We start from the raw sequence: 22,896 nt of genomic DNA, 5'->3' as shown, positions 1-22,896 counted from the left end.
AATTTGTGAGTTCTCTTAGTTGAGGAATTCGAATTTTCGGCGAATGTCGTCTTCACAGTATAACCAGATTGCTTGGGGTTATATGGTCAAGTGAAGAAGCGCATACGGTGGATGCCTTGGCAGTCAGAGGCGATGAAAGACGTGGTAGCCTGCGAAAAGCTTCGGGGAGTCGGCAAACAGACTGTGATCCGGAGATGTCTGAATGGGGGAACCCAGCCATCATAAGATGGTTATCTTGTACTGAATACATAGGTGCAAGAGGCGAACCAGGGGAACTGAAACATCTAAGTACCCTGAGGAAAAGAAATCAACCGAGATTCCCTTAGTAGTGGCGAGCGAACGGGGACTAGCCCTTAAGCTTCTTTGATTTTAGCGGAACGCTCTGGAAAGTGCGGCCATAGTGGGTGATAGCCCTGTACGCGAAAGGATCTTAGAAGTGAAATCGAGTAGGACGGAGCACGAGAAACTTTGTCTGAATATGGGGGGACCATCCTCCAAGGCTAAATACTACTGACTGACCGATAGTGAACTAGTACCGTGAGGGAAAGGCGAAAAGAACCCCGGAGAGGGGAGTGAAATAGATCCTGAAACCGTATGCGTACAAGCAGTGGGAGCCCACTTTGTTGGGTGACTGCGTACCTTTTGTATAATGGGTCAGCGACTTATTTTCAGTGGCGAGCTTAACCGAATAGGGGAGGCGTAGCGAAAGCGAGTCTTAATAGGGCGTCTAGTCGCTGGGAATAGACCCGAAACCGGGCGATCTATCCATGGGCAGGTTGAAGGTTGGGTAACACTAACTGGAGGACCGAACCGACTACCGTTGAAAAGTTAGCGGATGACCTGTGGATCGGAGTGAAAGGCTAATCAAGCTCGGAGATAGCTGGTTCTCCTCGAAAGCTATTTAGGTAGCGCCTCATGTATCACTGTAGGGGGTAGAGCACTGTTTCGGCTAGGGGGTCATCCCGACTTACCAAACCGATGCAAACTCCGAATACCTACAAGTGCCGAGCATGGGAGACACACGGCGGGTGCTAACGTCCGTCGTGAAAAGGGAAACAACCCAGACCGTCAGCTAAGGTCCCAAAGTTATGGTTAAGTGGGAAACGATGTGGGAAGGCTTAGACAGCTAGGAGGTTGGCTTAGAAGCAGCCACCCTTTAAAGAAAGCGTAATAGCTCACTAGTCGAGTCGGCCTGCGCGGAAGATGTAACGGGGCTCAAACCATACACCGAAGCTACGGGTATCACGCAAGTGATGCGGTAGAGGAGCGTTCTGTAAGCCTGTGAAGGTGAGTTGAGAAGCTTGCTGGAGGTATCAGAAGTGCGAATGCTGACATGAGTAACGACAATGGGTGTGAAAAACACCCACGCCGAAAGACCAAGGTTTCCTGCGCAACGTTAATCGACGCAGGGTTAGTCGGTCCCTAAGGCGAGGCTGAAAAGCGTAGTCGATGGAAAACAGGTTAATATTCCTGTACTTCTGGTTATTGCGATGGAGGGACGGAGAAGGCTAGGCCAGCTTGGCGTTGGTTGTCCAAGTTTAAGGTGGTAGGCTGAGATCTTAGGTAAATCCGGGATCTTAAGGCCGAGAGCTGATGACGAGTTACCCTTTGGGTGACGAAGTGGTTGATGCCATGCTTCCAAGAAAAGCTTCTAAGCTTCAGGTAACCAGGAACCGTACCCCAAACCGACACAGGTGGTTGGGTAGAGAATACCAAGGCGCTTGAGAGAACTCGGGTGAAGGAACTAGGCAAAATGGCACCGTAACTTCGGGAGAAGGTGCGCCGGTGAGGGTCAAGCACTTGCTGCGTAAGCCCACGCCGGTCGAAGATACCAGGCCGCTGCGACTGTTTATTAAAAACACAGCACTCTGCAAACACGAAAGTGGACGTATAGGGTGTGACGCCTGCCCGGTGCCGGAAGGTTAATTGATGGGGTTAGCTAACGCGAAGCTCTTGATCGAAGCCCCGGTAAACGGCGGCCGTAACTATAACGGTCCTAAGGTAGCGAAATTCCTTGTCGGGTAAGTTCCGACCTGCACGAATGGCGTAACGATGGCGGCGCTGTCTCCACCCGAGACTCAGTGAAATTGAAATCGCTGTGAAGATGCAGTGTATCCGCGGCTAGACGGAAAGACCCCGTGAACCTTTACTATAGCTTTGCACTGGACTTTGAATTTGCTTGTGTAGGATAGGTGGGAGGCTTTGAAGCGTGGACGCCAGTTCGCGTGGAGCCAACCTTGAAATACCACCCTGGCAACTTTGAGGTTCTAACTCAGGTCCGTTATCCGGATCGAGGACAGTGTATGGTGGGTAGTTTGACTGGGGCGGTCTCCTCCTAAAGAGTAACGGAGGAGTACGAAGGTGCGCTCAGACCGGTCGGAAATCGGTCGTAGAGTATAAAGGCAAAAGCGCGCTTGACTGCGAGACAGACACGTCGAGCAGGTACGAAAGTAGGTCTTAGTGATCCGGTGGTTCTGTATGGAAGGGCCATCGCTCAACGGATAAAAGGTACTCCGGGGATAACAGGCTGATACCGCCCAAGAGTTCATATCGACGGCGGTGTTTGGCACCTCGATGTCGGCTCATCACATCCTGGGGCTGAAGCCGGTCCCAAGGGTATGGCTGTTCGCCATTTAAAGTGGTACGCGAGCTGGGTTTAGAACGTCGTGAGACAGTTCGGTCCCTATCTGCCGTGGACGTTTGAGATTTGAGAGGGGCTGCTCCTAGTACGAGAGGACCGGAGTGGACGAACCTCTGGTGTTCCGGTTGTCACGCCAGTGGCATTGCCGGGTAGCTATGTTCGGGAAAGATAACCGCTGAAAGCATCTAAGCGGGAAACTTGCCTCAAGATGAGATCTCACTGGGACCTTGAGTCCCCTGAAGGGCCGTCGAAGACTACGACGTTGATAGGCAGGGTGTGTAAGCGCTGTGAGGCGTTGAGCTAACCTGTACTAATTGCCCGTGAGGCTTGACCATATAACACCCAAGCAATTTGCTGATCCTGCACGCAGGGCACCAGATTGCGGTGTGTGAAGACGAAACGAACCGAAAGTTCGAATCTCACAAAACACCGAAGCTATCACATACCCAATTTGCTGAAGCGAGGCCAGCCGGCCACGACTCAGTACCCGAATTTCTTGACGACCATAGAGCATTGGAACCACCTGATCCCATCCCGAACTCAGCAGTGAAACGATGCATCGCCGATGGTAGTGTGGGGTTTCCCCATGTGAGAGTAGGTCATCGTCAAGATTAAATTCCGAAACCCCTATCTGCTGATGCAGGTAGGGGTTTTGTTTTTGTAGAAGTCCACGATTTTCACCAACACGTTTTTAAACGGGTCGGTCACCGAATTTCTTGACGACCATAGAGCATTGGAACCACCTGATCCCATCCCGAACTCAGCAGTGAAACGATGCATCGCCGATGGTAGTGTGGGGTTTCCCCATGTGAGAGTAGGTCATCGTCAAGATTGAATTCCCAGAACCCCTGTCTGCCAACGCAGCCAGGGGTTTTGTCGTTTTGAGGCCGATAATCGGATTCGGTCCCCTGATTGCTCTCCCTGCCCGGCAATCCCCGAAGCCGTTGCTATGCTTTGATTGTTGGGCGTTGGCAACAAGCGCCCGCGACATGACTGGTCATGGGGATTCCAATAATGAAAAACCCTTATGCTCCTGGCTTCTGGTGCGCTATCGCGGCCTTGGTGCTGCTTTCGGCCACCTATTTTTATGGTGTGATGCTGACTCACCAGATCGACAAAGCGCTCATTTTCCTCGATAGCGCGTCCGCGCTGATCGGTGTCATATCCATCGCCATCGTCGCCTGGGCTTCACTTCAAGGCCAGCGCATCAAGAAAAAACAACTTGAGCAAGGCAAGACCTTGGTGCTGATCTGGGATACCAAGGTTGCTCTACGGCGGGTCGAAACGGTGTTCGATCGCTATTTCTGGGGCAGTTACTGGCAGCCGGGGCGCACGTTCCAAGAGGTCATGGGAGAACTCACCGGTACCCCGCTGGAGAAAAGCCTCGAGGCCCTGAAAATCCAATGCGTCGCCTTGGACAAGCAAGTTGCTCAAGATGACTGGCATTGGCTCAACAATGCCCGCGAACTGTGCGATGTTGCCAACGCCATGGCTCGGGAGCGCTATCAATTGGATTTTTGCGATGGGCGTGCCGATTCATCGGGCGCGGCAGTGATCAACCGTGATTTTGAAGTGCTGGTCTACACCTGGACGGCGCGGCTAAAGACCTTCGATCACCAACTCGACGAGATCGAAGTCCAATATTCGTAGACCATTTCGCAAGATCGCGCTTTTTCCCCTTTAAACATTGGGCTTGCCTGCCTGCCTGATGCTAATCTCCCCACCACTTTTACCGCGTCGAGCCACAGCCCTTGCGGGTCAAGGAAGACGACGACTTTTTCAACCATGGAAATACGATCGGGTCACTCATGAATAAATCAGCAAGCGTACTTCTGGGAATCGTTGTGGTTATCGGTGCGGTCAGCGCAGGTGGCGCCTGGTATACCGGCACGAAACTCGAGGGAGTGCTGAAAACCGCTATTGCCGACAGCAATAAGCAAATGCAAACCGCACTGGCCGGCTCTAATGGCACCGCTTCTATCGAACTGGTTTCCCTGGATCGTGGCACATTCAGCAGTACCGCGCATTACCGCCTGAAGGGCGAAGGCGAGATGTTTGGTGGTGAGCCGGTCGAGTTGCTGTTCGTGGACAATATCGAACACGGGCCACTGCCGTTCTCACGCCTGATTACGCTCAAATGGTTGCCCGTCATGGCTACCAGTCACACCGAACTTGAGCGCACCCCGCTGACTGAAAAATGGTTCGTGGCTGCGAAGGACAAGTCTCCTCTCAAAGGTGTTGTTAACCTGGGATACGACCAGTCCAGCAACGGTACAGTTGAGCTGCTGCCCCTGGACACCAAGCTGGATGAGCAAACACAGCTCACTTTTTCTGGTCTGAAGATCGATGTGGCCGCCAGTGCCCAAGCGCAAAAGATCAAGGCCGACGGCTATATGGACAGCTTCAAGCTGACCACCGTCGCCGAAGATCAGACCCCGGTGCAAGTCGAATTCAGTGGCCTGACGATAGCCAGCAATCTGACCAAGAGCACATACGGCTACTACATGGGTGACAACACCCTGCTGTTGAGCAGTAGCAAAACCAGTTTTGGCGAACCGAAATCGGTGCTGGGCTTGAAGAACTTCGAAATGAAGAACCACAGCAGCGAGAACGGTACCAGCGCTTCGGGGCGTGCCGACTACAAGGTCGGCGAATTGTCTTTCAACGACAAGGTTATCGGGTCTGCGCAGATGGCGGTCAGCCTGAAGAACCTGGATATCCCTGCCACCATGTCGCTGATGCAGGTTTACCAGTCCAAACTGCAGCCTTATGAGAGAGCGGCTGCCGAGGCGGCTGCAGCTGGCGAACCGGCTCCGGAACTGGACCTGACCGAGGCTGAAGAAGCACAGGTCAAGGCGGATCTGGAGAAACTCCTAGCGGGTGGCCCGCAAGTCGCGCTGGAAAATCTGTCGTTCAATACCGCCAACGGTGAAAGCCGCGCGAGCCTGATCGTTGACTTGGCCAAGCCGCAATCCATGGACCTTCCGCCTGATGAGCTTGGCCGTCAGTTGCTCGCCCTGCTGGATTTCAAGGTGAAAGTATCCAAGCCAATGCTGGTGGATCTCCTGACCGTGCAGGCGCAGATGGAGGGTCAGACCGACGCCAAACTGATTGCTGACCAGGCCACTGCCACCAGCGATATGTTCAGCGCCATGGCGATAGGTACCGAGCTGGCGAAGCTTGAAGGCAACGACGTTGTCACCAACCTGCACTACGCCAACAATCAGGTTGATTTCAATGGCCAGAAAATGACAGTCGAACAATTTACGGCATTCGTCATGAGCAAGCTGGGCGGCGGCGTCGCCGTTCAGTAATTCGCCTCAGTAACACCAAGACCGGCCCGTGCCTTGCGCACGGGCCGTTTTTTTTGCTCATCGAAAAAGCCAGCGCTGAAATCTGCATGGATTCTGAAGAATTATGGCGTTCCGGAAGATGACCCTTCACAGGATGCAAGACTAGGCACGTTAGAGCTTGGCTGGATTCCTTTGATCCGGCCTCCTGTTTGATGGGCAAGGGGGCACTGCGACCCGGCTGGCCATGTAAGGATGCTGACGAATGCCGCGTACTGTGGGTCCTCTTATTCAATTCGGTTTGCGCCCGTTGTTTCGCGTCGCGCTGTGCAGCCAATTGTGCTGGCCGGTAGTGGCGTTTGCCGACCCCGCTTATGACCAGATGGTGCTCGACGCCAGGGCGGGCAATCACGCGCCCGCGTTGACCGTTTTGCGCCAGGTGCCGCCCGGTCAGGTCAGCACTGCGCAGGTCAGTGATCATCTGCAGATCGCCAGCTGGGCCGGTCTCGATGCCGAGGTGGTCAACGTCTACGAAACCCAGGGGCGATCTCGCGACTTGCCGGTCCAAGCGCTGGCCGCTACGGCCCGGGCTTACCGCAACCTCAAGCGTTGGGACTCGGCGGCTGAATTGTATCGTCGGGCACTGGCGATCGATCCGCAGAATCCTGACCTGCAACTCGGCCTGGCCTTGACCCAGGCCGACGCCGGCAAGCCTGACGAAGCCGTCAGCCGTGCCAGGGCGCTTGTTGCCGCGAAGCCTGAAGACCCGATGCGCCGGTTGGCCCTTGGCTACGCCCTGACGCGCGCCGACAACCCCCACGGAGCGTTGTTTGAATACGACCAGGCCTTCACTCGCGCCGGTGGCAACAAGCGCGAGGTCGCGCGCGAATATATCCATGCCTTGCAGCGCGCCCGGTTGCCCGAGCCGGCCCTGCGCCTGGCCCGTCTTCAACCTGGGTTGATCGACCGTGGCGTGCAGCGCAGGCTCGAAGGCGATGTCGCGGCCGAGCGGGTGCGCTTGGCGGACATGGCCAGTCGCAGCGAGAAGGAGCGTTTTGTCATCGCAGATCGCGCCCTGGCCGATTACGACAAACTGCTCGCCACCTGGACCCCGGTGGCCGAGGCTCATGACGACGTGTTGCGCTGGCGAATTGACCGCATGGGCGCCCTCAACGCCCGGGCTCGCCGGGCGGAAGTGATCGCCGAATACCAGAAGCTGGTCGCTGAAGGGGTCAGTATTCCCACGTACGCCTTGCGCTGGGTTGCCTCTTCCTATCTGGAGCAGCGTGAGCCAGAAATCGCCGTTGACCTTTACCGTCGCGTGCTCACCGCGCCCGATGCCGACCCTGCGGATCGTTTCGAGGACAGCACCGCGCTTTACTACGCATTGTTGGAAAGCGAAAAATCCGAAGAAGCCCGCGCGCTCGCCGAAGACCAGGCCAAGTCCCAGCCCCCACGGGTCGAACTCAAAGGCCTGCCCATCGGCAACCCTAACGACGAATGGATGGATGCCCAGCAATTGGCCGCCCAGGCGGGCACTTACGGCGCTGATCTGCCTTCGGCCGAAGCGCGCCTGAACGATCTTGTCTATCAAGGCCCCGGCAACACCGGTTTGCGCCTGGCCCAGGCCGATCTGTACCAGGCCCGTGAATGGCCGCGTCGTTCGGAGATGCTGCTCAAGGAAGTCGAGGCCACGACGCCGCGCAGTCGCGATCTGGAAGTCGCCCAGGCCCGTGCCGCCATGGACTTGCAAGAATGGCGGCAGATGGACGTGCTGACCGACGACGTGGTTGCCCGCTATCCGGAGAATGCTCACGTCAAACGCCTGCAACGCCAGCGCGAAGTCCACGACATGGCCGAACTGCGCATCGAAGCCTATACCGGCAAGAGTTACGGCGGCGGTAATGGCGATGCCGGCGCAGTCACCGGCAGCCGGGACTTTGGTATCGAGACCTTGCTGTACAGCCCGCCCATTGACGAGGACTGGCGCCTGTTCGGCGGTGCCGGCTACGCCACCGGCGATTTCGAAGAGGGCACGGGCCATCATCGCTGGCAGCGCCTGGGAGTGGAGCGGCGCACCCGTGACATGACCCTCGAAGCCGAAGTGTCCAACCACTCGTATGGCTCCGGTGACAAACAAGGCGCGCGCGTGGCCGTGGCGCGGGACATCAATGACCATTGGCAGTACGGCGGCAGCCTGGATTACCTCTCGGCCAACACTCCGCTTCGAGCGCTCAACAGCGGCATTAGGGCCAACGGTGGGAGCGGCTTCGTTCGCTGGCGAGCCAATGAAAGCCGTGAATGGCGACTGGATGTCAGCCCGTCCCACTTCAGCGATGGCAACAACCGCCTCGAGACATTGCTGACGGGCCGCGAAGGCATCTATAGCGCCCCGAGGTTGCAAGTAGAGCTGGGCCTGGAGGTCGGTGCCAGTCGCAACAGCGGCTCCGATGAAGTGCCGTACTTCAATCCGAAGTCGGACTTCAGCGTCATGCCGACTGTCAGCGCCAACCACGTGCTGCACCGCCGTTACGAAACCACCTGGAGCCAGCAATTCCAGGCCGGTGCCGGTACCTACAGCCAGCGCGACTACAGCACCGCAGCCATGGGTTTGCTCAGCTACGGCCAGCGCGTGATCTGGAACGACGTGCTTGAGGCCGGCGCTGCACTGAGCTGGCTCAACCGCCCCTACGACGGCGATCGTGAAAGCGATCTGCGCCTGCTTGTCGATCTCACCTACCGCTTTTAGAAGAGTTTGAAAATGCCCGTCATTTCGCGATTCATCCTTCTGCTGGGAGCTTTGCTGATCAGCGCTTGTGCCCAGCAGGCCCCGGCATTCGCTCCGCCTTCGCAACGACCGGTAGCCGCCAACGATGCTCCGTGGCCAAAAAACCACGTGCTCGGCATTGCCTATCACGATGTCGAAGACCTCGACCCCGACCAAGCCTTGGTGGCCGTGCGCACCGAGCGCCTGATCGAGCAATTGGCGTGGCTGCGGGAGAACAACTATCAGCCGGTGACGGTGGACCAGATCATCGCCGCCCGCAACGGTGGTCCGCAGCTACCGTCGCGAGCGGTGCTGCTGAGCTTCGACGATGGCTACTCAAGCTTCTACACCCGCGTCATGCCCATTCTGCGCGCCTATAACTGGCCGGCTATCCTGGCCCCGGTTGGGGGCTGGATCGATACGCCGATGAACCAGCCGGTGGACTTTGCCGGGGTGCCGCGCAAGCGTTCAGAGTTCTTGACCTGGGAGCAGATTCGCGAGGTGTCCAAATCGGGCTTGGTGGAAATCGCAGCCCACACCGATGCCAACCACAAAGGTATCCTTGCCAACCCGCAAGGCAACCAGCAACCCGCCGCGACCACCCGGCGCTACGACCCGGCCACCGGTCGTTACGAGACCGAAGCCGATTTTCAGGCTCGCCTGCGCAAGGACGTGGCGGCCATTTCCGAGAAAATCCGCAAAGTCACCGGTTACAGCCCGCGCGTCTGGGTCTGGCCTTATGGGGAGGCCGATGGCACTGCGTTGCAAGTGATCGGCGACCAGGGCTATCAAATGGCCCTGACCCTGGAAGACGGCCTCGACAGCCTCGATAACTTGATGAGCGGCCCACGTTTTCTGGTGGCCTCCGACCCCGATGGCGCGCACTTCGCCGAGAGCATCGCTTCCGTACAAACGATCGACCCGATGCGGGTGGTCCATGTTGACTTGGATTATGTCTATGATCCGGACCCCGTGCAGCAGGAAGCCAACGTTGGCAAATTGGTCCAGCGCGTTTACGACTTGGGCGCCAACACCGTGTTCTTGCAAGCGTTCGCCGACCCGAAAGGCGACGGTTTGGTCCACTCGCTGTACTTTTCCAACCGTCACTTGCCAGTACGCGCCGACTTGTTCGACCGGGTTGCCTGGCAACTGCGTACTCGGGCCAACGTCAAGGTGTATGCCTGGATGCCGGTGCTGAGCTTTGCCCTCGACCCGAAATTTCCCCGAGTGCAGCGCTGGGATCCCGAAACCGGCAAGACGGGCGTCGCCCCGGACCAATACGTGCGCCTGTCGCCGTTCGACCCGAACGTGCGCAAGGTCATCGCAGAGATCTACGAAGACATGGCGCGGATGAGCTCGGTGGACGGCGTTCTGTACCATGACGACGCGGTGTTCTCCGACTTCGAGGACGCCGGCCCCGCCGCGATGAAAGTCTATGCTGCCAACGGCTTGCCGACCTCCGTCGCCGCCCTGCGCGATGACCCGGCGGCGATGCAGCGCTGGACCCGTTTCAAGAGTCGCTACCTGATCGACTTCACCGCAGAGCTGACCGCCAAGGTCCGGGCAATTCGCGGCCCGCAGGTTCGCACGGCGCGCAACATCTTTGCCGAGCCGATGCTCAACCCGCAAAGCGAAGCCTGGTTTGCGCAGAACCTCGACGATTTCCTCGCCGCCTACGACTGGACGGCACCGATGGCCATGCCGTTGATGGAAAAACAGACCCGCGAGCAATCCGGTCCTTGGCTCGAGCGGCTGGTGGAAACCGTCAAGGCTCGTCCCGGCGCGCTCAAGCGCACGGTGTTCGAACTGCAGGCCCGCGACTGGCACAGCAAACCGGTGGCCGACATCGACGGCGAACAATTGGCCGACTGGATGGGGCGCCTCAAGCGCCAGGGCGTGACCAGTTTCGGCTACTACCCGGACAACTTCATCGAAGACCAGCCCGCCGTGAAAGCCGTACGGCCCGCGCTCTCCAACAAGTGGAATCCTTGACATGCTCGACAGACTGCTCGCCGTCCTGGTGCTGGCGATCGTCCTTGGGGTGCCCCTGGGCCTGATCTTCCTGGTCACCGGGCAATTCCTGATGGACTTCGTGTTCTTCTACCCACTGTTCATGTCCGGGCTATGGATCGCCGGCGGCCTGTATTTCTGGCTGCACTGGGAGCGTCACTGGCCTTGGAAGGACGACACCTTGCCGCCGCCCTTGGCGGGCGAGCCGCTGATCAGCATCCTGATCCCGTGCTTCAACGAAGGCGATAACGTCGCCGACACGATTCACGCGGCGCTGGGCCAGCATTACCCGAACATCGAAGTCATCGCCATCAACGACGGCTCCAAGGACAACACCGCTCAAGTGTTGGATCAATTGGCGGCTGAAGACCCACGCCTGCGGGTGCTGCACCTGGCGGAAAACCAAGGCAAGGCGGTGGCCCTGCGCATGGGCGCCATCGCCGCGCGCAGCGAATACCTGGTGTGCATCGACGGTGACGCACTGCTGGCGCCGAATACCTGCGCTTACCTGGTGGCGCCGATGCTGGACAACGCCCGCCTCGGCGCGGTAACCGGCAACCCGCGTATCCGCACCCGCTCGACCCTGATAGGCCGGGTCCAAGTCGGCGAGTTCTCCTCGATCATCGGCCTGATCAAGCGCACTCAGCGGGTTTTCGGGCGGATCTTCACCGTGTCCGGTGTGATCGTCGCGTTCCGTCGCACGGCCCTGCACCGGGTCGGCTACTGGAGTCCGGACATGATCACCGAAGACATCGACATCAGTTGGAAGCTGCAACTGGATCACTGGAGCATTTTCTACGAGCCGCGCGCGCTGTGCTGGATCCTCATGCCCGAGACCCTGCGTGGCCTGTGGCGCCAGCGCTTGCGCTGGGCACAGGGCGGTGCCGAAGTGCTGTTCAAGAACATCCGTGGCATCTGGCAATACCGCCACCGCTACCTGTGGCCGTTGCTGTTCGAATATTGCCTGTCCACCGGTTGGGCGTTCACCTTCCTGCTGTCGGTGATCTTCTGGGGCGTCGGGAAATTCGTCGAGATGCCCGCCGCCATTGCTGTGGACCATCTCCTGCCGCCGGCCTTCACCGGGCTGTTGCTGGCGGTGGTGTGCCTGATGCAGTTCGCGGTGAGCATCCTGATCGACCGCCGCTACGAGAAAGGCCTGTGGCACATCATGTTCTGGGTCGTCTGGTACCCGTTGGTGTTCTGGTTGATCAGTCTGTTCACCACGTTGGTGAGTTTTCCCAAGGTGCTGTTCGGTCAGCATCAGAAACGCGCGCGCTGGGTCAGCCCGGATCGCGGGATCAAACCGATCGATGACGAAGAAGAGGAAGTGATCCGATGAAAATTATCAGGACCCGGCAACGGCCTTTTCTGGTGGTCATCGATGTGTTTTTCACGGTCCTGGCGTGGGTCGGATTGTTGTATTTGCTGGTGAACGGGCTCTGGCCTCTGTTCGACAGCCATGCCGGCCCGCGGCTGGGCGGTTCGCTGTTGGAAACCCTTGGAACCTTGCAGATCTACGGTTGGATTGCGTTGGTCAACGCGATCATCCTGATCACCTGGGCGCGTTATCAGCAGCGCAAGAGCCGCAGCTTCGCCCAGCGCCGACTGCCGGCGCCAGTGGTGGACGATTTGGGCTTGAGCGCCAGCTTCAAGTTGACCGACGAGCGTCTGGACACTTTGCGCCAGCCGGGTTCCAAGATTATCCACAACAATCAGGAGGGCGACATCAGCCACGTGGTGCCGCATTTCCACCTGTTGAGTCCGGACATGCAACCTGCGCCCTTGGCGCCGCTGGAACGGCCGCCGGTCATCCATCTGCCGGCCGATCATTCTGCATAGGCACTACTTTGCATAAGCACTGCTCTGCGTAGGGACTACGCCGAAAAATCCCGAACCAGCCGCCAAGCCTCATCCACGGGCAGCGGTTGTTTCATCCGCTGGGCCAGCGCCGCCATTGCCCGGCCTTCATCGCAGGCCACGGCAGCAGCGACGAGGCCGTCCTTGCCGAGCAATGCGATAAAAGGCGGATGCTCGGGCGTGCCTTTGAACTGCACCTCGTCCCATTCTTCGGCGTGGCCGAGGTATTCGTAGCGTTTGCCGAAGTGGTAAGTCCAGAAGAACGGCACATCCAGGTAATGCTCTTCGCCGCCGAGCATGTTCGTCGCGGCGATGCGTGCCTGTTGCTGGGCCAGGCGCCAATGCTCGATACGCCTAGGCTGGCCGTTTAGCGCAAAGGTAGCGATGTCGCCGACGGCCCATACGCCATCGGCCGCGCGCATGCTGTCGTCGACCATCAATGAGCGATCATCCGCCCGTGGCAGCTTAGCGAACGGCTCCGTCGCGGGGTGTATGCCGACGCCGATGATGACCAGGTCCGCCGCGAAGCGTTGGCCATTATCCAGCAGCACGGCTTCAACCTTGCCCGCGCCTTCGATTCGCGCCGCCTCGCCGTCGCTGTGATAGACCACGCCATTGGCCCGATGGCGAGCCAGGATCGCCTTGCCGATGCTCTCGCCGAACTGCGCCGCGAACGGCACCGGATGACGGGCCAGGACGGTGACGCTCAGCTCACGCTTGCGCAATGACGAGGCGACTTCCATGGCGATAAAGCTGTCGCCGATAATGACTGCCCGTTGTCCTGGCTTGGCTTGCTCGAGGATCTGCCGGCTGTCGGCCAGCGAGCGCAACACCAGGACTTGGGGCAAATCGCTGCCGGGCAGATCCAGTTTCCTGGGCTCCCCTCCGGTTGCAACCAGCACCGCGTCATAGCCCAGCAACGTACCGTCGGCGAGGCGGACTTGGCGCGCCGCAACATCAAGACCGACGACTTCGCCATGGCGTCGTTCGATGCGCTGCTGGGTGAAATAACTTTCATCGCGCAGGGACGGGGTTTCTTTCGCTGCCATGTCACCGGCCAGGACGTATTTGCTCAACACCGTGCGGTCATAGCCGGCCTCGGCTTCGCGGTCGATCATCAGGATTTGGCCACCGAAACCTTTTTCCCGCAACGCCGCCGCGCAGGCGGTGCCGGCCGCTCCGGCGCCAATGATGACGAACGTGCGCGGGTCGTCGGCCGGGGGGATCTTTTCCGCAGGCAGTGGTTGGTCATCGACCCAAACGTCATCGCCTCGCACCTCGACGTGATAACGCTCCAGGCTGTCGAGGGCCGGCGGTTCACACAGAGCGCCGTCTTCGGCGCGGAACGCCGCTTTGTGCCACGGGCAGATCACCCGTCCATGGCACACGGCACCCTTGGCCAGCGGCGCCCCGGCATGCGGGCACTTGCCTTGGAACGCCCGCACCTGTCCGCCAGCTCGCAGCAGCAGGATAGGTGCTTCGTTGAGGGTGACTTCGAGGCCGCGGTCTTCTCGCACATCAGCGAGGCGGGCGACTTGATGCATGGGCATGGTCGTTCTCCGACAGGCATTTCCCGTTGGAGTCGGGTGATTGGAATGAGGTTCAGCATAATTGTCACTGCAACCGGGCTGGCCCTGCGGCTATAGTTTGCAGGCCATCCATGGCCTGAATCGCATTTAAGGTGCCCGGTATGACCCGATTGACCTCCCTTTCCTCCTGGCTCGCGGCCGTCATCCTCGCGCTGTGCGCACAAGGGGCTGTCCAGGCCGAAGAGCGTTTCACCCTGAGCATTCCCGGTGTGTCGGACGACCGCCTCTTCACCGCCGCGGCCGCCAGTGACGCCAACACCTGCGGCGGCAAGAATATTTCCCCGGCCCTGAGCTGGAACGCCGGCCCGCCTGGCACCCTCAGCTATGCGATCGTCATGCTCGACCCCGACGGCCAACGAGGGCAGGGTGTGGACCATTGGGTCCATTACGGGATCAAGGCCACCACGCGGCAGATTCCAACGGGTGCGGGCACCAAATCCACGCTGGAAGGCATGAGCGGGATAAACAGCAAGAACACCCATGGCTATATCGGCCCGTGCCCGCCTGTGGGCGACAGCGCGCACCATTACCTGATCCAGATTTTCGCCCTGGATCTGCCGCCCGATGCACTGCCCGCCGGCCTCACCCGTACCCAGCTAATGGAAAAACTCAACGGCCACGTACTGCGCAACAGCAGCGTGGTGCGCCGCTATCACCGCTGACCGGACCACCCGACCCGTGGCGAGGGCGCTTGCTTGCGCCGGGCTGCGCAGCAGCCCCAATCGTCACGCAAGTTGGCATCACGGGCCAAAAGCGAGCACTATCGAGCCCCTGTTCACTCTTGCCGGAGGATGGCGATGACGCAGAAACCGGACGGCATCGCCCGCCTCCTAAACTGCCCCACCAAGGGCGACGAGATACGCCAGGCGATTGCCCGCAGCCGCAAGGATTTCCTGCCTGATGACGAGGCCGCAGACGCCGAGCCAGGCCAACCGCTGGCTCAGCCCGTGGACACGAATCCCGCTGCCTGAACCACTGTCTTCAACTTTTTCAACGATGCCCATGACTGCCACCACTCATTTACCAGGCGCGCGATTCAGCCGATCCGACTACAAGACCTTGGGCCTGGCCGCCCTCGGCGGTGCGCTGGAAATCTACGACTTCATCATTTTCGTTTTTTTCGCCCTGACCTTGAGCCAACTGTTTTTCCCGCCGGAAATGCCCGAGTGGTTGCGCTTGCTGCAAAGCTTCGGGATTTTCGCCACCGGCTACCTGGCGCGTCCCTTGGGCGGGATTCTCATGGCGCACTTCGCCGATCGCCTGGGCCGCAAGCGCGTCTTCAGCCTCAGCATCCTGATGATGGCGTTGCCTTGCCTGCTCATCGGGCTGATGCCTACCTATGCACAAATCGGTTATTTCGCCCCGTTGCTGTTGCTGGCGCTGCGCATCCTGCAAGGCGCCGCGGTGGGCGGCGAAGTGCCCAGCGCCTGGGTGTTTGTCGCCGAGCATGCGCCGCTGCAGCATCGCGGCTACGCCTTGGGGTTCCTCCAGGCCGGCCTGACCTTCGGCTACTTGCTGGGCGCCCTGACGGCCACGGCGCTGGCGCGGATCTACACGCCGGCCGAGATCCTCGATTACGCCTGGCGCCTGCCGTTCCTGTTGGGCGGGGTCTTTGGCGTAATCGGCGTCTGGTTGCGCCGCTGGCTGAGCGAAACGCCGATTTTCATGGCCCTGCAGGCCAATCGCGAAGGCGCGCCTGAATTGCCGCTGCGCACCGTCCTGCGTGACCATCGCCACGCCTTGCTACCCGCCGCGATTCTCACCTGCGTGCTGACCTCCGCCGTGGTGGTGTTCGTGGTCATCACCCCGACCGTGATGCAGAAAAGCTTCGGCCTGACACCTGGCCACACCTTTGCCCTCAGTAGCCTGGGTATCGTGTTCCTGAACATCGGCTGTGTCCTGGCTGGGCACATCGTCGACCGCATCGGCGCCTGGCGCACGGTCATGCTCTACAGCCTGCTGCTGCCCCTGGGCATCGCCTTGCTCTATGCCAGCCTGATCAACGGCAGCGCCTGGCTGGGCCTGGCCTACGCCGTGGCCGGGCTCAGTTGCGGCGTGGTCGGCGCGGTGCCTTCAGTGATGGTCAGCCTGTTTCCGCCGAAGATCCGCGTGTCCGGCATTTCGTTCACCTACAACATCGCCTACGCGCTGTGGGCGAGCATGACGCCGTTGGTATTGATCGCGCTGGTGCCGTGGAGCCCTTGGGTGTGCGTGGGGTATTGCGCGGTGATGGGCGCGGTGGGCGTGGGGGCGGCGGCGTATTTTCCTGGGCGGCATGCCAAGGCTGTGCAGCCTTCGCTGGCGTGTGAGTCGTAGGCTTGCGCAGGCGGGCGAATTTCCGACAAGGCGAGCCGTCCTGACGTCAATAGCCCAGCTCCTTTGCGAGATTGATCAAAAAAATTCGGGTCGTTAACCCGAACCACCAAAGGCTTGCGTCTGACCCTGTGAACGGATCATTCACTCACGAGGCTCAGCCCATGTCCCGTCCGCTTTCCTATATACGCCCTGCTGCCCAGGGCTTTGCTGTCACCCTGCTGGTGGCGTTGGCCGGTTGTGGGTTGTCTTCATCCCGTGAGCCGGCCAAGCCGTCCGAGCCGGTGCCCGTGGCGCCTAGCGTCGTACCGCAAGGCGAACTGCACCAGTCAACCGTCAAGCGCACGCTCATGAAGCCGGCATCGATGCCCGCTCCCAGCGTGGCGAACGATGCCATCGCCGCGGGTTACCGCGCCGAGTCGCGCGAACAATACGAAAAACTGCCGGACAACCCGATCCACAGCGTCGCCGAAACACCGGTCTCGACCTTCAGCGTTGATGTCGATACCGGCAGCTACGCCAATGTGCGACGTTTTCTCAATCAAGGCAGCCTGCCGCCCGACGGCGCCGTACGACTTGAGGAAATGGTCAATTACTTCCCTTACCACTACGCGCTGCCTACCGATGGTTCGCCTTTTGGCGTGACCACCGAAATCGCCCCTTCGCCATGGAATCCTCACACCCGTTTGCTGCGCATCGGCATCAAGGCGTCCGACCGCGCCGTGGCGGACCTGGCCCCTGCCAACCTGGTTTTTTTGGTGGACGTTTCCGGCTCCATGGATCGTCGCGAAGGCCTGCCGCTGGTCAAAAGCACCCTGAAATTGCTGGTGGACCAATTGCGCGACCAGGACCGAGTGTCTCTGGTGGTCTATGCCGGCGAATCGCATGTAGTGCTCAAGCCAACCTCGGGCCGCGAAAAGACGAAGATCCGCAACGCCATCGATCAACTGAGCGCAGGCGGTTCCACTGCCGGCGCCTCGGGCATCGAATTGGCCTACCAGATGGCGCGGGAGAGCTTTATCGATAAAGGCATCAACCGCATCCTGCTGGCCACCGATGGCGATTTCAATGTCGGCGTCAGCGACTTCGACAGCCTCAAGCAGATGGCAACGGACCAGCGCAAAAGCGGCGTATCCCTCACCACACTGGGCTTCGGTGTGGATAACTACAACGAGCATCTGATGGAGCAACTGGCCGACGCTGGCGACGGCAACTACGCCTACATCGACAACCTGCTCGAAGCGCGCAAAGTCCTTGTTGACCAGCTCAGCTCCACCCTGGCGGTGGTGGCGCGGGATGTGAAGTTACAAGTGGAGTTCAACCCCGCCCAAGTCAGCGAATATCGCCTGCTGGGCTACGAAAACCGCGCGCTCAAGCGTGAGGATTTCAATAATGACAAGGTTGATGCAGGTGAGATCGGTGCCGGGCACACAGTCACGGCGCTGTATGAAATTGTCCCGAAGGGTGAGAAGGGCTGGCTGGAACCGCTGCGCTATGCCAGCGTGCCCAAGTCGGACGGCACGCCAGGCGAACTGGCGATGTTGCGCGTACGCTACAAACCGGCTGAAGGCGGTAACAGCCGCTTGATCGAGCACCCCATCGCTGCCGCTCAGCAGAATGACAGACCCAGCGATGACCTGCGCTTCTCGGCCGCTGTGGCTGCCTTCGCCCAGCAGCTCAAGGGTGATGGGCGCTACACTGGCACGATGAGCCTGAAGGACACCGCGCAATTGGCGCGTTCGGCCCGCGGCGAAGACCCGTTCGGGCTGCGAGCGGAGTTTGTGCAGTTGGTGGAGCTTGCGCAGAGCCTCAAGCCTGCACCCTGATCAGCGAAAGGAGTTCATCAGCGACATGGCCGTTGTGCTTGATTCTCCCAGCGACGAATCGCTGCTGGCCCGTTACCGCGATGGCGACGGGGCTTCTTTCGAAGTCCTGTATGCGCGTCATCGCCTCGGGCTTTATCGTTTCCTCGTGTCCTTGAGCAACAAAGCCGAACTGGCCGAGGAAATCTTCCAGGACACTTGGCTCAGCTTGATCCGCAGCACCACCCAGCCACAAGGCCGCGCGAGTTTTCGTACATGGTTGTTCCAGATCGCCCGCAACCGCTTGATTGATCACTGGCGCAGGCACGGCGTTCATAATCCACTGCATGACAGTTATGACGAACAACTTCACGTCCAACCCGACGACAGCAGCGGCCCCGAGCAACAGTTGAGCCTGAGTCGCGATCAGGCGCGCCTTGACGCGGCGCTGCAGGCATTGCCCGAGGACCAGCGGGAAGTTTTCCTGCTGCGCCTACACGGCGATTTGGAAGTGCCACAAATTGCTGCCCTGACCGGCGTCCCGCTGGAGACGGTCAAGAGCCGCTTGCGTTACGCCCAACAGAAATTGCATCGACTGTTGGCCGAGGAGGTACCCGCATGATCGACCGCAAACACGCGCCGAATTCCGATGACGAGATGTTGATCAAGCATTTTCGCCAACACGCCAGCGGTGAACCGCCGGCCTCGCTCGACAATTTCATCCTGGCCGCCGCCCGCCGTGAAGCCCCGACGCCCGCACCGAGCTTGTGGAAGCGCTGGCTACAGGCCTGTCAGCGGCCGCGTGGGCAAATGGCCTTCGCCACGGTCGCCGGCGTGGCGCTGATGATCGGTTTGGTGCTGCGTTCCCCGATGCCCGAGGAGCCTCTGTCCGCGCCTGCCTCGATGGAATTTTCCGCCGATCGGCAAGCGCCCGCCGTTGTCGCTGCACCACCGCCCGCCATGCCCGCCCCCGCGCCGATCACCCGCATGGCGCCGCAAGGCGAGCTGGCGCGAGCCCCGGCCATCCCGATGCAATCCTTGGCGGATACGACGGCAAAAAAAATCAGCAAACCGGCGCCTGCTGCACTGCCATCGCTTGAGCAAGGCTTGCTGGAAATCCTGCGCTTGCGCCAGGCGGGGGACACCAAGGCCGCTGATGAGAAGCTGCTGGCGTTGCACAAGCGTTTTCCCAAGGAAGACTTGCCGGCGCGGTTGGAGGCGTTGCAGACGCGTTGAGTAAGATTCGCGCCCACAAAAAAGCCCCAGGTCTTGCGACCAGGGGCTTTTGAATCTGAAGATGGTGCACCAGGCGGGATTCGAACCCACGACCCCTGCCTTCGGAGGGCAGTACTCTATCCAGCTGAGCTACTGGTGCAACGCGGGCGCCATGATACTCATAAGCATGGCGGGCGTCCATGCTACTGAATCGCCTGCGTTTTCGTGCCGCTCGGCGGCCATTGACTACGCTGATCAGAAAAAACAGGCAAATTCAGCTTTTTCGTTCTTTTTTTCGAACAGCCTATTGTCCTTCACCCCCATCGGCCCTAGGATTCGTTTGAGATTTCAAACGCTCTTGTCTGGGTGCTGAACCGCACGTCTGTGCTTATGTGCGATATTTCTGTGCTTCAGCCCGGTGGATGATTTCCCTGACGGCAGCCCCCGAGGCGCCTTTCTACAACTCTAATTCGCTCCGCGTGCGCGCGGTGCTGTTAAGGAAAGCCGACATGCAGCTTAAAGACACCCAGTTGTTCCGCCAGCAAGCTTTTATCGATGGCGCTTGGGTCGATGCGGACAACGGTCAGACGATCAAAGTCACCAACCCGGCGACGGGCGAGGTGCTGGGAACCGTGCCAAAAATGGGCGCTGCCGAAACCCGCCGGGCGATTGAAGCCGCCGACAAGGCGCTGCCGGCCTGGCGTGCGCTGACCGCCAAGGAGCGCGCCAACAAGCTGCGCCGCTGGTACGAATTGCTGATCGAAAACCAGGACGACCTGGGTCGCCTGATGACCTTGGAGCAGGGCAAGCCGCTGGCCGAGTCCAAGGGCGAAATCGTCTACGCCGCCTCGTTCATCGAGTGGTTCGCCGAAGAAGCCAAGCGCATCTACGGCGACGTGATTCCGGGCCATCAGCCCGACAAGCGCCTGATCGTGATCAAGCAGCCAATCGGCGTTACCGCCGCCATTACGCCGTGGAACTTCCCAGCTGCGATGATCACCCGTAAGGCTGGCCCAGCGCTGGCTGCCGGTTGCACGATGGTCATCAAGCCCGCTTCGCAAACCCCGTTCTCGGCCCTTGCGTTGGTGGAACTGGCGCACCGTGCCGGCATCCCGCAAGGCGTACTGAGCGTAGTCACTGGCAGCGCCGGCGACATCGGGGGCGAGCTGACCAGCAATCCGATCGTGCGCAAGCTGTCCTTCACCGGCTCGACCGAGATCGGTCGCCAGTTGATGGCCGAATGCGCCAAGGACATCAAGAAAGTATCCCTGGAACTGGGCGGCAACGCGCCATTCATTGTGTTCGACGACGCGGACCTGGATAAGGCTGTCGAAGGCGCGATCATCTCCAAATATCGTAACAACGGCCAGACCTGCGTCTGCGCCAATCGCCTGTACATCCAGGATTCGGTGTACGACGCGTTCGCCGAAAAACTCAAAGTGGCGGTGGCCAAGCTCAAGATCGGTAACGGTCTGGAAGACGGCACCACCACCGGTCCGTTGATCGACGAAAAAGCTGTTGCCAAGGTGCAAGAGCACATCGCCGACGCGGTCAGCAAAGGCGCGACCGTGCTGGCGGGTGGCAAGGCGATGGAGGGCAATTTCTTCGAGCCGACCATTCTCACCAACGTCCCATCGAGCGCCGCCGTGGCGAAGGAAGAAACCTTCGGCCCGCTGGCGCCGCTGTTCCGCTTCAAAGACGAAGCCGAAGTGATCGCGATGTCCAACGACACCGAATTCGGCCTGGCCTCGTATTTCTATGCCCGTGACCTGGGCCGTGTGTTCCGTGTGGCCGAAGCCCTCGAATACGGCATGGTCGGCGTCAACACCGGGTTGATTTCCAACGAAGTCGCGCCGTTCGGCGGCATCAAGGCGTCGGGCCTGGGCCGTGAAGGCTCCAAGTACGGCATCGAGGATTACCTGGAAATCAAATACCTCTGCCTGGGTATCTGATCTGCTTCAAGCGCAAGGGGCACGAGAGCGCTGTCCCTTTGCGCGTTTCACCCGTTCTGTTTCTTGTGGCCGGAACGCTGCGGCAGTCGATCATCGCATGCTGTCGCAGTCGCCTCCCCGCCCTGTATTCCTTGAACTACGCCGCCCTGAGCTGCGAATGAGGACTTTGATGAGCAAGACTAACGCTGACCTGATGGCCCGCCGTACCGCCGCTGTTCCCCGCGGTGTCGGCCAGATTCACCCGATCTTCGCCGAATCGGCAAAAAACGCCACGGTGACCGACGTTGAAGGTCGTGAATTCATCGATTTCGCCGGTGGTATCGCCGTGCTGAACACCGGCCACCTGCACCCGAAAATCATCGCTGCCGTGACCGAACAGCTGAACAAGCTGACCCACACCTGTTTCCAGGTTCTGGCCTACGAGCCGTACGTGGAACTGTGCGAAAAAATCAACGCAAAGGTCCCGGGTGATTTCGCCAAGAAAACCCTGCTGGTGACCACCGGTTCCGAAGCAGTGGAAAACGCCGTGAAGATCGCCCGTGCCGCCACTGGCCGTGCCGGCGTGATCGCGTTCACCGGCGCTTACCACGGTCGCACCATGATGACCTTGGGCCTGACCGGTAAAGTCGTACCGTATTCGGCCGGCATGGGCCTGATGCCCGGTGGCATCTTCCGCGCGCTGTACCCCAATGAACTGCATGGCGTGAGCATCGACGATTCCATCGCCAGCATCGAGCGCATCTTCAAGAACGACGCCGAGCCGCGTGACATCGCTGCGATCATTATCGAGCCGGTCCAGGGCGAGGGTGGTTTCTATGTGGCGCCGAAGGCATTCATGCAGCGCCTGCGCGCCCTGTGCGACCAGCACGGCATCCTCTTGATCGCTGACGAAGTGCAGACCGGCGCCGGGCGTACCGGTACCTTCTTCGCCATGGAGCAGATGGGCGTTGCCGCCGACCTGACGACCTTCGCCAAGTCCATCGCAGGCGGCTTCCCGCTCGCCGGCGTGTGCGGCAAGGCTGAATACATGGATGCCATTGCGCCAGGTGGCCTGGGCGGCACTTATGCCGGTAGCCCGATTGCTTGCGCGGCGGCGCTGGCGGTGATGCAAGTGTTCGAAGAAGAACACTTGCTGGATCGCTGCAAAGCCGTGGGCGAACGCCTGGTGACCCGCCTCAAGGCTATCCAGAAGAAATACCCGGTCATTGGCGAAGTGCGTGCGCTGGGCGCAATGATCGCCGTGGAGCTGTTCGAAGACGGCGACACCCACAAGCCGAACGCCGCGGCAGTCGCCCAGGTGGTGGCCAAGGCTCGCGACAAAGGCCTGATCCTGCTGTCGTGCGGTACTTACGGCAACGTCTTGCGGGTGCTGGTGCCGCTGACCTCACCGGATGAGCAGTTGGACAAAGGCTTGGCAATCATTGAAGAGTGCTTCTCCGAGCTCTGATCTGCTCTGATCT

15 protein-coding genes, 1 tRNA gene and 3 rRNA genes are annotated in these 22,896 nt (G+C 59.9%); 17 read left to right on the top strand and 2 right to left on the bottom strand.

Annotated elements, in window-relative coordinates; all coding sequences use genetic code 11:
* The first annotated feature begins 84 nt into the window (after positions 1–84).
* The 9 genes from J3P95_RS24650 to pgaD all read left to right on the top strand — a co-directional run bounded on the left by J3P95_RS24650 (position 85) and on the right by pgaD (position 12,547).
* Positions 85–2,976, top strand: a 23S ribosomal RNA gene (locus tag J3P95_RS24650).
* 160 nt (positions 2,977–3,136) lie between these two features.
* Positions 3,137–3,252, top strand: a 5S ribosomal RNA gene (gene rrf / locus J3P95_RS24645).
* A gap of 104 nt (positions 3,253–3,356) precedes the next feature.
* Positions 3,357–3,472 (top strand): 5S ribosomal RNA (rrf, locus tag J3P95_RS24640).
* Between the two features lie 183 nt (positions 3,473–3,655).
* Positions 3,656–4,291: an NADH:ubiquinone oxidoreductase subunit N gene (locus tag J3P95_RS24635; protein WP_434559484.1), complete on the top strand. Its 636-nt coding sequence runs from the start codon at positions 3,656–3,658 to the stop codon at positions 4,289–4,291.
* 158 nt (positions 4,292–4,449) lie between these two features.
* Positions 4,450–5,955, top strand: a complete 1,506-nt coding sequence (locus J3P95_RS24630; protein ID WP_434581136.1) for a YdgA family protein — start codon at positions 4,450–4,452, stop codon at positions 5,953–5,955.
* A gap of 241 nt (positions 5,956–6,196) precedes the next feature.
* The gene (gene pgaA / locus J3P95_RS24625) at positions 6,197–8,680 is read left to right on the top strand and encodes a poly-beta-1,6 N-acetyl-D-glucosamine export porin PgaA (RefSeq protein ID WP_434579371.1); all 2,484 of its coding nucleotides are present in this window, start codon (positions 6,197–6,199) and stop codon (positions 8,678–8,680) included.
* 12 nt (positions 8,681–8,692) lie between these two features.
* Positions 8,693–10,690 carry a poly-beta-1,6-N-acetyl-D-glucosamine N-deacetylase PgaB gene (gene pgaB / locus J3P95_RS24620; RefSeq protein ID WP_434579373.1) on the top strand — a complete coding sequence of 666 codons (1,998 nt, stop codon included), beginning with the start codon at positions 8,693–8,695 and terminating at the stop codon, positions 10,688–10,690.
* A 1-nt stretch (position 10,691) separates the two neighbouring features.
* Positions 10,692–12,047 carry a poly-beta-1,6-N-acetyl-D-glucosamine synthase gene (gene pgaC, locus J3P95_RS24615; RefSeq protein WP_434579375.1) on the top strand — a complete coding sequence of 452 codons (1,356 nt, stop codon included), beginning with the start codon at positions 10,692–10,694 and terminating at the stop codon, positions 12,045–12,047.
* A complete protein-coding gene (pgaD, locus tag J3P95_RS24610) occupies positions 12,044–12,547 on the top strand; it encodes a poly-beta-1,6-N-acetyl-D-glucosamine biosynthesis protein PgaD (RefSeq protein WP_434579377.1) in 504 nt (167 codons plus the stop codon). Before pgaC ends, pgaD begins: the two co-directional genes overlap by 4 nt.
* A gap of 35 nt (positions 12,548–12,582) precedes the next feature.
* Here the strand turns inward: pgaD and J3P95_RS24605 are convergent, their stop codons facing one another.
* A complete protein-coding gene (locus J3P95_RS24605; protein ID WP_434579378.1) occupies positions 12,583–14,115 on the bottom strand; it encodes an FAD-dependent oxidoreductase in 1,533 nt (510 codons plus the stop codon).
* A gap of 140 nt (positions 14,116–14,255) precedes the next feature.
* Between J3P95_RS24605 and J3P95_RS24600 the strand changes: the two genes are divergently transcribed.
* From J3P95_RS24600 to J3P95_RS24575, 6 genes are all read left to right on the top strand, one after another.
* On the top strand, positions 14,256–14,816 hold the full coding sequence (locus tag J3P95_RS24600; protein WP_434559472.1) for a YbhB/YbcL family Raf kinase inhibitor-like protein: 561 nt from the start codon (positions 14,256–14,258) through the stop codon (positions 14,814–14,816).
* A gap of 135 nt (positions 14,817–14,951) precedes the next feature.
* Entirely contained in the window at positions 14,952–15,125 is a 174-nt protein-coding gene (locus tag J3P95_RS24595) for a hypothetical protein (protein ID WP_434559470.1), read from the top strand.
* Positions 15,126–15,156: 31 nt separating this feature from the next.
* Positions 15,157–16,470 carry an MFS transporter gene (locus J3P95_RS24590; protein WP_434579380.1) on the top strand — a complete coding sequence of 438 codons (1,314 nt, stop codon included), beginning with the start codon at positions 15,157–15,159 and terminating at the stop codon, positions 16,468–16,470.
* A 161-nt stretch (positions 16,471–16,631) separates the two neighbouring features.
* Positions 16,632–18,293: a vWA domain-containing protein gene (locus J3P95_RS24585; RefSeq protein WP_434579383.1), complete on the top strand. Its 1,662-nt coding sequence runs from the start codon at positions 16,632–16,634 to the stop codon at positions 18,291–18,293.
* 25 nt (positions 18,294–18,318) lie between these two features.
* Positions 18,319–18,891, top strand: a complete 573-nt coding sequence (locus J3P95_RS24580; RefSeq protein WP_434579385.1) for an RNA polymerase sigma factor — start codon at positions 18,319–18,321, stop codon at positions 18,889–18,891.
* Positions 18,888–19,505 (top strand): hypothetical protein, encoded by a 618-nt coding sequence (locus J3P95_RS24575; RefSeq protein ID WP_434579387.1) that lies wholly within the window; start codon positions 18,888–18,890, stop codon positions 19,503–19,505. The genes J3P95_RS24580 and J3P95_RS24575 overlap by 4 nt, the downstream gene beginning before the upstream one ends.
* Positions 19,506–19,567: 62 nt before the next feature.
* On the opposite strand, the gene J3P95_RS24570 is transcribed toward J3P95_RS24575, so the two are convergent.
* A tRNA-Arg gene (locus J3P95_RS24570) sits at positions 19,568–19,644 on the bottom strand.
* 349 nt (positions 19,645–19,993) lie between these two features.
* Here J3P95_RS24570 and gabD point away from each other — a divergent pair.
* Together gabD and gabT are read left to right on the top strand one after the other, a co-directional pair.
* Positions 19,994–21,436 (top strand): NADP-dependent succinate-semialdehyde dehydrogenase, encoded by a 1,443-nt coding sequence (gene gabD, locus J3P95_RS24565; RefSeq protein WP_186641367.1) that lies wholly within the window; start codon positions 19,994–19,996, stop codon positions 21,434–21,436.
* 169 nt (positions 21,437–21,605) lie between these two features.
* Positions 21,606–22,883, top strand: coding sequence for a 4-aminobutyrate--2-oxoglutarate transaminase (gene gabT / locus J3P95_RS24560; RefSeq protein WP_434559458.1), 1,278 nt, complete (start codon positions 21,606–21,608; stop codon positions 22,881–22,883).
* Positions 22,884–22,896 lie beyond the last annotated feature (13 nt).

The sequence above is a fragment of the Pseudomonas sp. Z5-35 genome, from assembly GCF_051131945.1.
Classification (GTDB): Bacteria; Pseudomonadota; Gammaproteobacteria; order Pseudomonadales; family Pseudomonadaceae; genus Aquipseudomonas; species Aquipseudomonas marvdashtae.
The sequence above is the reverse complement of the archived record's forward strand: the minus strand, read 5'-3'. Positions and strand labels throughout refer to the sequence as shown.